The sequence below is a fragment of the Flavobacterium ovatum genome (assembly GCF_040703125.1).
Classification (GTDB): Bacteria; Bacteroidota; Bacteroidia; order Flavobacteriales; family Flavobacteriaceae; genus Flavobacterium; species Flavobacterium ovatum.
Genome location: NZ_CP160035.1, coordinates 2,338,766 through 2,353,881 on the forward strand (window position 1 = coordinate 2,338,766; position 15,116 = coordinate 2,353,881).

13 protein-coding genes are annotated in these 15,116 nt (G+C 34.5%); 11 read left to right on the forward strand and 2 right to left on the reverse strand.

The features are described from left to right. Positions 1-149 precede the first annotated feature (149 nt). From ABZP37_RS09895 to ABZP37_RS09930, 8 genes are all read left to right on the forward strand, one after another. Positions 150-1,763, forward strand: a complete 1,614-nt coding sequence (locus ABZP37_RS09895; RefSeq protein WP_366182623.1) for a CTP synthase — start codon at positions 150-152, stop codon at positions 1,761-1,763. A 69-nt stretch (positions 1,764-1,832) separates the two neighbouring features. Beyond that, entirely contained in the window at positions 1,833-3,728 is a 1,896-nt protein-coding gene (gene yidC, locus ABZP37_RS09900; protein ID WP_366182625.1) for a membrane protein insertase YidC, read from the forward strand. Positions 3,729-3,839: 111 nt separating this feature from the next. Beyond that, complete coding sequence (locus tag ABZP37_RS09905; protein ID WP_366182626.1) at positions 3,840-4,547, forward strand: hypothetical protein; 708 nt, start codon at positions 3,840-3,842, stop codon at positions 4,545-4,547. Between the two features lie 472 nt (positions 4,548-5,019). Continuing rightward, a complete protein-coding gene (gene mnmA, locus ABZP37_RS09910; protein WP_366182627.1) occupies positions 5,020-6,207 on the forward strand; it encodes a tRNA 2-thiouridine(34) synthase MnmA in 1,188 nt (395 codons plus the stop codon). Between the two features lie 112 nt (positions 6,208-6,319). Then, positions 6,320-7,939 carry a S8 family serine peptidase gene (locus tag ABZP37_RS09915; protein WP_366182629.1) on the forward strand — a complete coding sequence of 540 codons (1,620 nt, stop codon included), beginning with the start codon at positions 6,320-6,322 and terminating at the stop codon, positions 7,937-7,939. A 12-nt stretch (positions 7,940-7,951) separates the two neighbouring features. Then, positions 7,952-8,899, forward strand: coding sequence for a nitronate monooxygenase (locus ABZP37_RS09920; protein WP_366182630.1), 948 nt, complete (start codon positions 7,952-7,954; stop codon positions 8,897-8,899). Further along, positions 8,899-9,318, forward strand: coding sequence for a hypothetical protein (locus ABZP37_RS09925; RefSeq protein WP_366182632.1), 420 nt, complete (start codon positions 8,899-8,901; stop codon positions 9,316-9,318). Before ABZP37_RS09920 ends, ABZP37_RS09925 begins: the two co-directional genes overlap by 1 nt. Positions 9,319-9,475: 157 nt before the next feature. After that, positions 9,476-9,925, forward strand: coding sequence for a DUF1569 domain-containing protein (locus tag ABZP37_RS09930; RefSeq protein WP_366182633.1), 450 nt, complete (start codon positions 9,476-9,478; stop codon positions 9,923-9,925). Positions 9,926-10,178: 253 nt separating this feature from the next. Here the strand turns inward: ABZP37_RS09930 and ABZP37_RS09935 are convergent, their stop codons facing one another. Next, positions 10,179-10,613, reverse strand: a complete 435-nt coding sequence (locus ABZP37_RS09935) for a DUF4268 domain-containing protein (protein ID WP_366182635.1) — start codon at positions 10,611-10,613, stop codon at positions 10,179-10,181. Between the two features lie 93 nt (positions 10,614-10,706). Between ABZP37_RS09935 and ABZP37_RS09940 the strand changes: the two genes are divergently transcribed. The 3 genes from ABZP37_RS09940 to ABZP37_RS09950 all read left to right on the forward strand — a co-directional run bounded on the left by ABZP37_RS09940 (position 10,707) and on the right by ABZP37_RS09950 (position 13,691). Next, positions 10,707-11,348: a CoA pyrophosphatase gene (locus tag ABZP37_RS09940; RefSeq protein WP_366182637.1), complete on the forward strand. Its 642-nt coding sequence runs from the start codon at positions 10,707-10,709 to the stop codon at positions 11,346-11,348. Between the two features lie 147 nt (positions 11,349-11,495). Next, a complete protein-coding gene (locus ABZP37_RS09945; protein WP_366182638.1) occupies positions 11,496-12,305 on the forward strand; it encodes a lysophospholipid acyltransferase family protein in 810 nt (269 codons plus the stop codon). A gap of 81 nt (positions 12,306-12,386) precedes the next feature. After that, positions 12,387-13,691: an NAD(P)/FAD-dependent oxidoreductase gene (locus tag ABZP37_RS09950; protein ID WP_366182640.1), complete on the forward strand. Its 1,305-nt coding sequence runs from the start codon at positions 12,387-12,389 to the stop codon at positions 13,689-13,691. 81 nt (positions 13,692-13,772) lie between these two features. On the opposite strand, the gene ABZP37_RS09955 is transcribed toward ABZP37_RS09950, so the two are convergent. Beyond that, on the reverse strand, positions 13,773-14,840 hold the full coding sequence (locus ABZP37_RS09955) for a DUF3810 domain-containing protein (protein WP_366182642.1): 1,068 nt from the start codon (positions 14,838-14,840) through the stop codon (positions 13,773-13,775). Positions 14,841-15,116 lie beyond the last annotated feature (276 nt).

Genomic DNA, 15,116 nt, shown 5'->3' on the forward strand with positions numbered 1-15,116 from the left:
TAAATAAATAGCGGTTTTTAATGTAAAAATGAATCTGTTAACCAATTGTCAAATTTCCAAATTATCTCTTTTTTAAATTAGCATAATCCCAATTTATAATCGTATTTTTGCATCGTTTTTTATACAATTACAATACAAATCAATACAGAATGAATCAAACGAAATATATTTTTGTTACAGGTGGTGTGACTTCTTCTTTAGGGAAGGGAATTATTGCAGCATCCTTAGCGAAATTGTTACAAGCCAGAGGATATCGTACAACAATTCAAAAGTTTGATCCTTATTTGAATGTGGATCCGGGGACGTTAAACCCTTATGAACATGGGGAATGTTATGTAACAGATGATGGTGCTGAAACCGATTTGGATTTAGGACACTACGAACGTTTTTTGAATGTTCCTACTTCACAAGCCAATAACGTTACTACAGGTAGAATTTACCTTTCTGTTATTGAGAAAGAAAGAAGAGGAGAATTCCTTGGAAAAACCGTTCAAGTAGTTCCTCATATCACTAACGAAATTAAGGATAGAATGCAATTGCTTGGTAAATCAGGTGATTATGATATCGTTATTACTGAAATTGGTGGAACTGTTGGGGATATTGAATCTTTGCCTTATATCGAATCTGTGCGTCAACTAGTTTGGGACATGGGAGAACATAATGCTATTGTAATACATTTAACGTTAGTTCCTTATCTAGCTGCTGCTGGTGAGTTGAAAACAAAACCTACACAGCACTCTGTAAAAACATTGATGGAAAGCGGTATTAAAGCGGACATCTTAGTATGTAGAACAGAGCACGAAATTTCAAATGAAATTCGTAATAAACTAGCGTTGTTTTGTAATGTAAAAAGAGAAGCTGTTATTCAATCTATCGATGCTTCTACTATATATGAAGTGCCCAATTTAATGCTTGAAGAAGGATTAGATATTGTGGCTTTGAAGAAATTAGACCTGCCTAAAAAAGTAGCTCCAGATTTAAAAACGTGGAACACTTTCTTAAAGAGAATCAAAAACCCAAAACATACTGTAAACATCGGTTTGATTGGGAAATATGTTGAAATGCAAGACTGTTATAAGTCTATTTTAGAATCGTTTATACACGCTGGTGCAGCAAACGAAACTAAAGTTAATGTGATTTCAATTCACTCAGAATACATTGACGACGAAAATATTGCTGAAAAATTCAAAGGTTTAGACGGAATTCTTGTTGCTCCAGGTTTTGGCGAAAGAGGAATCGAAGGGAAAATTGCAGCTGTTCGTTATGCACGTGAAAATAAAATGCCATTTTTGGGTATTTGTTTAGGAATGCAGATGTCGGTTATTGAATATTCAAGAAACGTATTAGGATTAGCAGAGGCTAATTCGACAGAAATGAATAGTGATACTCCAGATCCAGTAGTGAATTTGATGGAAAGTCAAAAAAATGTTACAGAGAAGGGTGGTACAATGCGTCTTGGAGCTTGGAAATGTCAAATCAAGCCTGATACTTTAGCATACAAAATTTACGGAGACACAATGATTTCTGAACGTCACCGTCACCGTTATGAATTCAATAATGAATATCTTGGTGCACTAGAAAAAGCAGGTTTAAAGGCTTCTGGTGTAAATCCAGATACAGGATTGGTTGAAATAGTAGAGATCGAAGATCATCCATTTTTCATTGGAGTACAATACCATCCAGAATATAAGAGTACTGTGGTAAATCCACACCCTCTTTTTGTAAACTTCGTTGCAGCAGCTGTACAATCAAAAAAGAAATAATTACCAAAATTTCCGTTTCTATCTTAGAAACGGAAATTTTTAGATTTTAAACATTTTTTATAAATTATAATGGAAGAAAAAAAATTTGATCCCAATTCGTTAATCGGTTTTGCATTGATATTTGGAATATTAATTTGGATAATGTACCAAAATAAACCAGATGAAGCCAAAATTGCTGCTGAAAAAGCACAAAAAGAATTGGTTGCTAAAGAAATAATTAAAACGGAAGAAGTAGCTAAAACAATTACATCAGTAGCTGTTACTCCCGGAGATTCTCTACAAGTTGCTCAATTGCAAAAGTCATTAGGAAGTTTTGCTTTTTCGGCTACTTTACCGTCTGCAAAAGAAGATTTTACTACAATCGAAAATGAATTAGTTAGCTTAAAAATAGCTAATAAAGGGGGGTATATTGTTGAAGCTACTTTGAAGAATTTTGAAAGATTCAAAAAAGGTTCAGGGGAATTAGTGAAGCTAATCCAAGACAATAATTCGAGTTTAAACATTCAATTGTTTACCAAAGACAACCATACTTTAAATACTAAAGATTTGTTTTTTGAGCCTACACTAACTAAAAATGGTGATGATCAAATTCTTTCTATGCGTTTAAAATCCGCGGATAATGCTTATTTAGAATATAAATATGTGTTGAAAGCGGATAATTATATGCTTGATTTTGAAATTCAAACACAAGGGTTAAGCAATGCTTTGGTTACTTCAAAACCATTAGAATTACAATGGGATTTAAAAACTTATGCTAACGAAAAAAGTATTACTTACGAAAATCGTTATGCTGAAATGTATTTTGAATACGAAGATGAAAAAACAGATTATTTAGGACAAGGTACTGATAAAACTGATAATCCTGAAAAAGTATCTTATATCGCCTTCAAACAACACTTTTTCTCTTCTATATTATTGAGTAATGAACCTTTTTCGAAAGCGGAATTGTACTCTAACAACTTAGTAATTGACCAAGATGTAGATACTACTTTCACCAAACAATTTAAAGCACAAGTACCTTTGGCTTTTAAAAACGGTGAAATTGACCAAAAAATGAACTGGTATTTTGGACCAACAGATTACACACTTTTAAAATCGTATGACAAAAACTTAGAAGCAATTGTTCCATTAGGTTGGGGGATTTTCGGTTGGATCAACCGTCATGCTTTTATTCCTTTGTACGGTTTATTGAGTGCGTTTATGGAACATGGTTGGGCAATTATTTTGTTTACCATTTTGATTAAATTATTGATGTCTCCGATAACTTATAAATCATTTTTGTCACAAGCAAAAATGAAAGTTTTGAAGCCAGAAATTGCTGAATTGGGTGAGAAGTTCAAAAAAGACCCAATGAAGAAGCAACAGGAAACCATGAAATTATACAATAAAGCGGGAGTGAATCCTATGGCGGGTTGTATTCCAGGTTTGTTGCAAATGCCGGTGTTTTATGCCTTATTTCAGTTCTTCCCATCTGCTATTGGTTTAAGACAGAAACCGTTCCTTTGGGCAGACGATTTATCATCATTTGACTCGGTTTACGAATTACCATTCCGTATCCCAGCTTACGGGAACCATATTAGTTTGTTCCCGATTTTAGCGTCTATCGCCATTTTCTTCTATATGAAATTGACAACGGGTGACCAACAAATGGCTGCTCCAGCGCAAGAAGGAATGCCGGACATGGCTAAGATGATGAAAATCATGATTTATGTTTCACCATTAATGATGTTGTTTTTCTTCAATAGTTACGCATCAGGATTGAGTTTGTACTACTTTATTTCCAACTTAATCTCAATCGGATTGTTATTGGTTATCAAGAATTATATTGTGGATGAAGATAAAATTCACGCTCAAATTCAAGAAAACAAAAAGAAAGAGCCTAAAAAGCCAAGTAAGTTCCAACAAAAATTACAAGATGTAATGGAGCAACAAGAGGCTAACAAAGCACAACAAAAAAAGAAATAATTCAATCAAAAAAATCTCGTTCATTCGGGATTTTTTTGTTTTTAGACGTAATTTTATCTGCTGAAAAACGTTAACATTAATTAAGTACATATCCAGTAGTCCACTATAGCCATGAAAAAAATAAGTCTTACTGTTTTATTTTTAATACTATTGAGTTTTGGTCTACAAGCCCAAACCAATTCCAATCAACTTGACGCTAACGGTAAGAAAGATGGAATTTGGAAAGGGGTGCATGGAGAATCTAAAAGACCTAAGTATGAAGGAACTTTTGCCCACGGAAAAGAAGTAGGTATTTTTAAATTCTTTGATGATACTATGGTTGGTTCTGTCATCGCTACACGTGAGTTTAGTGCTGTTGACGGAAGTGCATATACTGTTTTTTACGATCAAGCCAAGAATAAAGTAAGTGAGGGTAAAGTTGTCAACAAACAATTTGAAGGTGAGTGGAAATATTACCATCAAGCTTCGCCAGTCATAATGACTAAAGAAAATTACAAAAATGGAAAACTAGAGGGTTTACGTTCTGTTTTTTACACTAGTGGGAAAATCGCTGAAGAAACAAATTATAAAAACGGACTTAAAGAGGGTATTTATAAAAAGCATTCTGAAAACGGAATTGTATTAGAAGAATCGTTTTATAAAGCAAATGAATTCAATGGTCTCGCTATTTATAAAGAAGCAGATGGGCAAATCGTTTCACAAGGAAATTTTTTCAATGGAAAAAAAATGGGTATTTGGAAATTTTATGAAAATGGAAAATTGACTAAGGAATCGAATATGAGTTTGCCACAAAATCCAAAACCAGCCAAGGCGAAATAGTTTTGCCGTAAATTACACTGACTTGATTTTTAATGATTCTCAGAGATCCTGTTATTGTGAGCAAAGCTTAGCAATCACACAAAGAGAATGAAACGGTAGGTGATGTAGCAAACGTGATTGCTTTATACCTAACAATGACTTTATAGAGTTTATTAGCGCAACAACACTTATATGCACTTCTATTTTTTATATGGTTTAAAATGATCAGCGCATTGCTAAGTAGAATAAACTTAGGTATTAGGAACTATTTGTAGTCGTATAAAAAAAAACTCAAGTCCATTCGTCGTTACAGGTAAATTTTATAAAAAAAAACACACGACCTTATTTCGTTCTCATTACTTATAGGACTTATATAGTTTAAAATTTGAGCACTTCTCCGTCAAACTTAACCATTTTACTCGAATTAACAATAGTTAAAGATAATATCGTTTTAAAACTTTGTACCTTTGCACCCTCATAAAAAACAGGAATAATGAAACGTGTCGTAGTAGGTCTTTCAGGAGGAGTTGATTCAAGTGTAGCAGCTTATTTGTTGCAACAACAAGGCTATGAGGTAATTGGACTATTCATGAAAAACTGGCATGACGATTCGGTTACTATTTCTAATGATTGTCCTTGGCTGGAGGATAGTAATGACGCTTTATTAGTAGCTGAAAAACTAGGGATTCCTTTCCAAACAGTTGATTTAAGCGAAGAATATAAAGAAAAAATTGTGGACTATATGTTCAATGAATACGAAAAAGGGCGTACTCCAAACCCTGACGTACTTTGTAATCGCGAAATAAAATTTGATGTTTTTATGAAAATTGCTTTAAGTCTTGGAGCGGATTATGTAGCCACAGGACATTACTGCAGAAAAACAGAAATCCAATTAGAAGGTGAAACCGTCTATCAGTTAAAAGCAGGCGCGGATAATAATAAAGATCAATCTTATTTTCTTTGTCAGTTATCACAAGATCAGTTATCTAAAGCTTTATTTCCAATTGGAGAATTGACAAAACCAGAAGTAAGAGAAATTGCCGCCGAAATGGAATTGGTTACCGCCGAAAAGAAAGACTCACAAGGACTTTGTTTTATCGGAAAAGTACGTCTACCAGAGTTTTTACAACAAAAATTACAACCTAAAGAAGGTTTGATTATCCAAATTGATGCCGCAGATTCTATTTATGCCGTTGAAAAACCGGAAGGCTTGTCAGAATTAGAGTCAATCATCCAAGCTTCTAAAAAAATAGAGTACACTCCTACGATGGGAAAAGTAGTGGGAAAACACCAAGGTGCTCATTATTTTACAGTCGGTCAACGCAAAGGATTAAATGTAGGTGGAACTAAAGAAGCCTTATTTGTCATAGCAACTAATGTAGAAACCAATACTATCTACACGGGAATGGGAGCCCAGCATCCTGGATTATTCAGGAAAGCCTTGTTTGTTGATAAACCTGAAGTACACTGGGTTCGTACGGATTTAGCCTTGAAGAATGGAGAAACACTGGAAGTAATGGCTCGTATTCGTTACAGACAACCTTTGCAAAAAGCAACTTTATATCAAGTTGAAGAAGGTATGTTTGTCAGTTTTGAAGATCCTCAATCTGCAATCACCGAAGGACAGTTTGTAGCTTGGCATCATGAAGATGAGTTACTTGGTTCAGGGGTAATTTCTTAGTTTTCATGTATTTAGCAGAAAAAGAGGTTAATCACTTCAGTAAGTCTTCAAAAAGATAAGGAATTAGTGTTTATTTATTATATTTGACACTGCACTTATATTTTTGTTGAAATTGAAAAAAATCACACTATTATTGGTCTTTCTAGTTTCCTTGACTGCTTGGTCTCAGGACGATGCATGGGTTTATTTTAATGCTAAATCCAATGAACAAGTGTATTATGATTCTCCTTTGAGTATGCTTTCACAAAGAGCCCTAGATAGACGTTTCAAACAAAATATCGCCTTAGATTTTAAAGATATTCCAATTAATCCATCTTATATTAGCCAAGTAAAATCAGTTGACGGGATTACTGTTTTGGCTAAATCCAAATGGTTGAATGCACTTCATATTCGTGGTTCTGTCTCGACAATTAATTCATTAAAATCATTTGGTTTTGTAAGTAACGTCCATTTTGCAGATAAATCATTAAATATAACCGCAAAATCAGTCAATACTTCAAAATCAAAAATAGAATCCAAAATCAGTAATAGCCGCGTGAATTTTGCGTACGGAACCTCCGATAATCAAATAAAAATGCTGAAAGGTGACGCTTTACACCAACAAAATTATACCGGTTCAGGGTTAATTATTGCGGTTTTAGATGCCGGTTTTCCGGGTGTGAATACGGTGCAACCCTTTCAACGTTTAAGAGATAATAACAAAATTTTAGGAGGCTATGATTTTGTGACTCGAAATGCAAATTTTTATGCGGGAAACAACCATGGAACCTATGTGTTGTCAAGCATGGGGGGCTACAAAGAAAACGCTTTAGTAGGTACGGCTCCAGATGCATCATATTATTTATTCATTACAGAAGATAATTCACAAGAAAACCCAGTGGAAGAATCCTATTGGGTGGAAGCTGCAGAAAAAGCAGATAGTTTAGGTGTCGATATTATTAATACCTCTTTAGGGTATTTGGGGGATCATACAAATCCAGCTTATAATCATACTTATGAAGACATGACAGGTGATGCTACTTTTATTTCTAAAGGGGCTAACATTGCTTTTTCAAGAGGAATGATTGTAGTGGCCTCAGCAGGAAATGATGGAACTGAATCCGAGCCTCATATAGGTTCTCCTGCAGATGCTTTTTCAGTTCTGGCTGTAGGTGCAGTTACTGCTAATGGGAGTAAAGCTAGTTTTAGTTCAATTGGACCTTCTTATGATGGTAGGGTCAAGCCAGATGTAATGGCACAAGGACAATCTACTGTTTTGTCTGATGAAAACGGTAATATAATTGCAGCCAGTGGAACTTCTTTCTCGGGGCCTATTATGGCAGGAATGGTAGCTTGTTTGTGGCAAGCTTTTCCTAATAAATCCAATCAAGAAATTAAAGATATGATTGTGAATTCAGCCGATAAATTTTCGACTCCTAGTCCTCAATACGGATATGGTATACCTGATTTTAATTTGGCTTTGGGATTGCAATTCCCAGATATGGAAGAGGATGTTATGGGGGCTATTCATTTGAATCCTAATCCTACAGCAAGTCTTGTGAAAGTAAGTTTTCCACAATCTGTACAGGGAGTCAATGTCGTTTTCTATTCGGTATCAGGGAATAAAGTATTGGACTACAAAAATATAGTTTCGGATGCGCCAATATCATTGGAATCTTTAGAAAGTGGTACCTATATTTATAAATTAGAATTTAATAGCTCTATCAAAACAGGAAAAATTATTAAACTATAAATAATTTTGTTGATGAATAGAATTACCCAACTTTTTAATATTCAATATCCAATAATTCAAGCTGGAATGGTTTGGGTCAGTGGCTATAAGCTTGCCAGTGCTGTTAGTAATGCTGGAGGATTGGGATTAATCGGTTCAGGTTCTATGTATCCGGAAGTTTTGCGAGAGCATATACAAAAATGTAAAAAAGCCACTTCAAAACCTTTTGGTGTCAACGTTCCTTTGTTGTATCCAAATATTGAAGAAATAATAAAAATTATTATTGAAGAAGGGGTGAAAATTGTTTTTACTTCGGCAGGGAACCCTAAAACTTGGACGCCAATTTTGAAAGAAAATGGAATTACCGTTGTTCATGTTGTGAGCAGTGCTACATTTGCATTAAAAGCACAGGCAGCTGGAGTAAATGCTGTGGTGGCGGAAGGTTTTGAAGCTGGAGGTCACAATGGAAGAGAAGAAACCACTACTTTTACGCTGATTCCAATGGTTAAAGAACAAATCCATATTCCATTAATAGCCGCGGGAGGCATTGCAACTGGACAAGGGATGTTAGCCGCCATGGTGCTAGGTGCTGATGCGGTACAGGTAGGAAGTCGTTTTGCAGCTTCTAAAGAATCTTCTGCTCATGAAAATTTCAAGAATTTGATTGTAGCGGTAAAAGAAGGAGATACACAGTTGACTTTGAAAGAAATAACTCCAGTGCGATTGATAAAAAATAAATTTTATCAAGAAGTTCAGGAATTGTATAAAAGTTGCCCAACTACGGATGATTTAAAGACTTTGTTAGGTCGCTCTAGAGCAAAAAAAGGAATGTTTGAAGGTGATTTAGAACAAGGCGAACTCGAAATAGGGCAAGTAGCAGGAATAATACATGAGGTAAAAACAGCCACAGATATTGTAACATCTATGGTAAAAGAATATGAAGAAGCAAGAATAGCAATACAAAATAATAGTATTATCTAATGATTAAAAAGTCCCCAATAAAATTAAGTTTCTTATTGTTTTTTTTAAGTTTTGGCATGCAACAATTGTATAGCCAGTCTTATAAGTTTACGACTTCTGGTGTGAGTGTTTTAGAGAAAAATGATAGAGGAAAATGGGGCGAATGGTCCAATTTAGAGTTGGTGAATCTAGTGGTAAATTTAGATACTAATAAAAACCGTATCGTGGTTTATTCTCGAATTATTCAAGTATATGACATTGTCACTTATGCTCCAGCAGAAGAAAATGATTCTGATATCGTTTATTCTTTTATGTGTAAAAATATCGATGGCGAAAATTGTACACTCTCTATTATCACTCGAAAAAATCAAGGAAACCGAAAACAATTGTATATTAATTTTGGTGATAGGATTATCCTCTACAATATTTTTAATGCTTAGAGAACTCAGGTAATAATTTGTGCGTGCCCCGTCGAAAAAAGGGGTCGGGTTTTACGCTAAATCTTTTTGTCCTGGCAGAAAAGCCAGCCCAAAAAGGATGCCGCTTCAACCTCTCACGCAAAACGCACTAGCATTCAAAATTATTTTTAGAAAAAAAATGAATAACTTATACAATCAAAATGATGTCAAAGGTATTTTAAAAAGATTAGAAAACCTTCAACCAAACTTAGAAAGACAATGGGGCAAAATGTACATAGCTCAAATGTTGGCTCATACTAACATATCTCTTGAGACAGCATTGGGACAAAATTCTCCAAAAAGAATGTTCATTGGCCGTATTATTGGAGGTTTCCTCAAAAAGAAATTTCTAAATGATAAACCAATGGACATAAACTCGCCAACAGATAAAAACTATGTCTTTACAGATAAAAAGGAATTTGAAAAAGAAAAAAGCAAAGCAATTCAAAGTGTAAAGCAATTTTATGAAAATGGAGCTGAAAAATGCACCAAATACCCTCATTCTTTTTTTGGAAATTTCACAGCAGAAGAATGGGCAGTTTTACAATGGAAACATTTTGATCATCATTTAAGACAATTTGGAGCATAAAATAAAACACTTACATTATTGTTGATATCAGGCTGGTGCTCGTTTGCAACGCGAATTATTTACTGCTAAAAACGATGCCGCAAACGTGATTACTATGTTCTTAGCAATTACTCTGTCCGGTTTGTTTGTGCTACATACTCATTTGAAATTCTTGCTATTAATAGTTTAAAAAAAACCTTTATGAATCTCTGTTTTTTCTCTGAGAATCTCTGCGGAACAAAAAATTAAATGACTTATATGTTTTTAAAAAAAACTATTCAATGTCCTTAATAAACTCGTCATATTCTAGATAAAACAATTCTAAAGCATTCATTTTTTCGAAAAAGAAATCAAAAATAGCATCCCAATGGTAGCGGTTACTAAAACCTACTCCTTGTTTTTCGACCCAAATACGACTGATAGTTTTACCACTTTCTAATACATACTCTTTTTCGAAAACCAAGTCTTTGATGAATTCCTCTTCAAGAATACTTCTCAAGGCTTCCAGTTTTTCAAAATAAGCGGTACGTTTTTCAGCACTACGGTGCTCAATGTCAATTAATACTTGTGCTTTTTTGTTATCTACAAAAAACTTAAAAGAAAAATCTTTGATTTTAGTATCGTACAAAACCCATTTACGTGGATGTTTTTCGGCAAAACTAACCCAGAATTCTCTTTTTATCTTTTGTGATTCTTCTTTACTGTACATGTATTTATGCGTTTTGATTGGCCAAAATTTGTGATATGTTGTTTTCTAGACTATATTTATAGTTGCTATAGACTGCAAAAATAAGATTTGATTATGGATTTTCGCTATTTTTTAGAAATTGTTCCCCATATTATTAATGCTGAATTACCAGCATTGACTGCGCATGCTAAAATGGCACCATTGGAGCGCATGGAACAATTAAATTATATTGATTTGGATAAAAAGGATATCAAAACGGCTGCCGTAATGATGTTATTGTATCCAAAAGCCAGTTTGACACATTTGGTATTGATAGTTCGGAACTTGTATGATGGTGTACATTCTGGACAAATTGCTTTTCCTGGTGGAAAATATGAGTCTGAAGATGTTGATTTTGCCCAAACAGCCCTAAGAGAAACCTATGAAGAGGTAGGAGTGCATCCAGATTTTGTGGAAATTAAAAAAGATTTTTCACCCATTTATATTCCGCCAAGTAATTTTATGGTCTATCCTTTTTTAGGAGTTAGTCAAAATGAAATTAATTTTGTTCCAGACCCATCCGAAGTGGATCATATTATTGAATTGCCATTGTCGGTTTTCATGAGTGATGAAATCATTGTAAAAGTTAAAATGACGACTTCTTATGCTCATGAAATTGAAGTGCCTGCTTTTGAAATTGAAGGTCAAATGGTTTGGGGAGCAACCGCTATGATTTTGAGTGAACTGAAAGAAGTCTTAAAATCAGTGATTCCTTAAAAATGAATAAGCAGCGAATGAAAACTGCAACTGAACACTATAATTTTTCACAATCAAAATAAACAGATCACTGAACACTGAGACAGAATATTGAAATTAAAAATCACTACATTCGTAAATCAATTTTCAAAAAAAAAATAACTAATTATGGGATTGTTGAAACGAAATCCTTTTGGACATATATTGATTGTGAAAAAATGGATAATCCGATTTTTTGGGGGTTTAACACACCGACGTTATAGAGGATTCAATGAATTGCAAATTGAAGGTTCTGAAATTATTAAGAATTTGCCTGACACTAATGTACTTTTTATATCCAATCACCAAACCTATTTTGCTGACGTTGTGGCGATGTTCCATGTGTTTAACGCTAGTTTAAGTGGGAGAACGGATAGTATTAAAAACGTTTGTTACATGTGGCAACCTAAACTCAATATCTATTATGTGGCTGCCAAAGAAACTATGCAAGCGGGATTATTACCAAGAATTATGGCTTATGCGGGAGCGATATCTGTAGAACGTACTTGGCGAGCCAAAGGTGTGGATGTAACAGAGAAAAAGGAAATCAATCCTAATGATACTGAGAATATAAAAATAGCACTTCAAGACGGCTGGGTGATTACGTTTCCACAAGGAACTACCAAGTCTTTTAAACCTGTGCGGAAAGGAACGGCTCATATTATCAAAGAACACCGACCGATTGTGGTTCCAATCGTAATTGATGGTTTCCGACGTTCTTTTGATAAAAAAGGATTGCGTGTCAAGAAAAAAGGAATTTTACAGTCCTTTATCATTAAAGAACCCCTAGAAATCGATTACGAAAATGAAACCATAGAGGATATTGTGGCAAAAGTCGAATATGCTATTGAGCAACATCCGTCATTTTTGAACGTTATTTCAATTGAAGATCTCGAAGAGCAAGAAAGATTGAATGACTTGAGGAAATGGGAAGTCTAGTTAATAGTGGTCAGTCGCAGTTTTTAGTTTTCATTCATTTTGGGTTAATCAAAAATAGTTAATCGTATATCAATAAAAAAAATGAATATACCCCATTCAACTTTACCACGTATTATTATCATAGGCGGAGGCTTTGCTGGAATTGCATTGGCGAAGGCACTCAAGAAACAGGCAATTCAAGTTGTGCTTATCGATAAAAATAATTACCATACTTTTCAGCCATTGTTGTACCAAGTGGCGACTGGAGGACTGGAAGATGGTTCGATTGCTTATCCACTTCGGAAAGTGATTCAGGAATATGACAATTTCTATTTTAGATTAACAAATGTTCAGGAAATAGACACAAAGAGCCAAAAAATAATTACCGAAATAGGGGAGTTGACTTATGATTATTTGGTGATGGCAACGGGAGCCAAAACGAATTATTTTGGTAATAAAGAAATCGAACGAAACAGTATGGCGATGAAAAGCATTCCGCAAGCGCTGAATATTCGTAGTTTGATTTTGGAAAACTTTGAGCAAGCGGTCTTGACCAGTGATGTAGTAGAAAGAAATAGCCTCATCAATTTTGTGCTTGTAGGTGGTGGTCCTACGGGAGTAGAATTAGCAGGAGCCTTGGCCGAAATGAAAAAAGCTATCCTCCAAAAAGATTATCCAGACTTAGATATTACCAAAATGCAGATCAACCTCATTCAAAGTGGGGATCGTATTTTAAATACTATGAGCGAAAAATCATCTCTGGCTGCCGAAAAGTTTTTGAGAAGTCTAGAGGTTACTATCTGGAAAAATGTACGTGTGAAAAACTACAATGGCCACACCGTAACGACTAATACCGATTTGAGTTTTGAGTCGGCAACGGTGATTTGGACAGCAGGAGTTCAAGGTGCTTTAGTTCAAGGACTGCAGGCGGATTCGTTAATCGAAAAAGTAGAACGCGTTCGTGTGAATGGGTTTAACCAAATCAAAGGTTACACCAATCTTTTTGCCATAGGAGACGTAGCTTGTATGGAAACCTCTGATTTTCCACAAGGGCATCCTATGATGGCGCAACCCGCTTTACAACAGGGAAAAGTCTTGGGTGAAAATTTAGTACGATTGATTACTAACAAACCCATGGAAGCTTTTGAATACTGCGATAAAGGCTCGATGGCAACGATAGGCAGAAACAAAGCCGTAGTCGATTTGCCAAGATTTCATTTTGACGGTGTTTTTGCGTGGTTTGTTTGGATGTTTGTCCATCTTTTTTCGTTGATAGGATTCAAGAATAAGGCCGTAGTTTTCTTGAGTTGGGTGTACAACTACATCCGTTTTGATAGAGAAAGCCGCTTAATTATTCGACCTTATAAAAAGAGAAGTTTTGTAACGTTTACGAGCGATGAACTGTAGGGAGATATGAATTATGAAGTAGTAGGTCATAATTTTGAAGTATTACTAAATATACGATATGCCTTGTTAACCAAAAAAAACTTAGGAACTTAGCAACTCTTTTTTTTCATAATTAATCAATAAATTCAAGAACTTACTATAACTATCCATTCCATCCGTTTGCTGATTAGCTTTCAAGAATTGATCATAAAACGCATGAAAAGCGTTGTCAATAGGGCTTTGATAACGCATCCAGAAATCTTCACTTTCTTGATAGTTTTTTAGGACTCCAGGATGAATGGTTTTGAGTAAAGCTTTGTATGTATTTTTATCACGCATTTGCCAATTTCCCAAACAATAGCGTAAAGCAAAACTATAACCTGAATATTGAAAATAGAGATTCGGGTTCTTTACCGTTGCTAGAAACCCAATAAAATTACATTCACTTTCACTACCATACCCCAGTTGATGAGCCATTTCGTGTGCTGTTACAATAGGAAAATTGTACATGGGCATCAAATCATTGACTTGTGCTTCATTAGTAAAGGGATTGAGATACCCGCTAAAGCCCATATAAGTCAAAGGCAAGCTAATTAATGACTTTTTTGTGCTTCTATTTTTGTAGAAAAAAAAGGAATGTTCTTGAGCTAAATTTTCATAACCATTCAGATTCATGTTAAAAACAGTTTCTTGCGAATAAGGAAAAACTACTTTTAGACCGTCATTTGTGGTGATTTGATGCTGAATAGTATTGGTTTTTACTATCAGTTTTTTGGTAAAATCCAGTAAATCTGTATCGGAATAGTCACGGTTGATATTCATTTTTTCAAACAATGGTTCGCGGTAATAATTGAATCCCCACAACAAATGAAATACAAAATACAAAACCGAAAGAAAACTAATAACCGTCAATAGATTATTTTCCCAATGTAGTTTCCACTTTTTTCTTTGTTTCCAAAGCCATTTGATGATGAAAAAAATTAAAATTCCGTACAAACAATCGCCTACTGAAAACGGGAAGAATCCAAAGGTAATTCTGGATATTTTTGAAATAATGAGGTATAAACCATTACTGTAATAACTTTCAACCCAGTCGGGGAAATAAGCTATTACTTTTAAAAAAAGGATTTGAACTAGGAGAAAAAGAGGAAGTATATATTTTGATTTCACGAAGCGAAATTTTATTTGCTAATGGTAAAGATAGTTTGTTTTTGTTCAAACATATAAATTTTGGCTTCGCAGATTTGTACTGATTTTTTAAATCATAGACGAAATATAAGAATATATAAGTTTTGATATATCAAAGTACAATATAGGTCTAATCTAATTTTTGTCACATTGAGCGCAGTCAAGATGTAATAGCGTTTCTCGACGGCGCTCAAATTGACAATTGTACTATTTTATAAACATTATTGGTGTTATTGCGCGGAGGTTTGTAAAATGAAA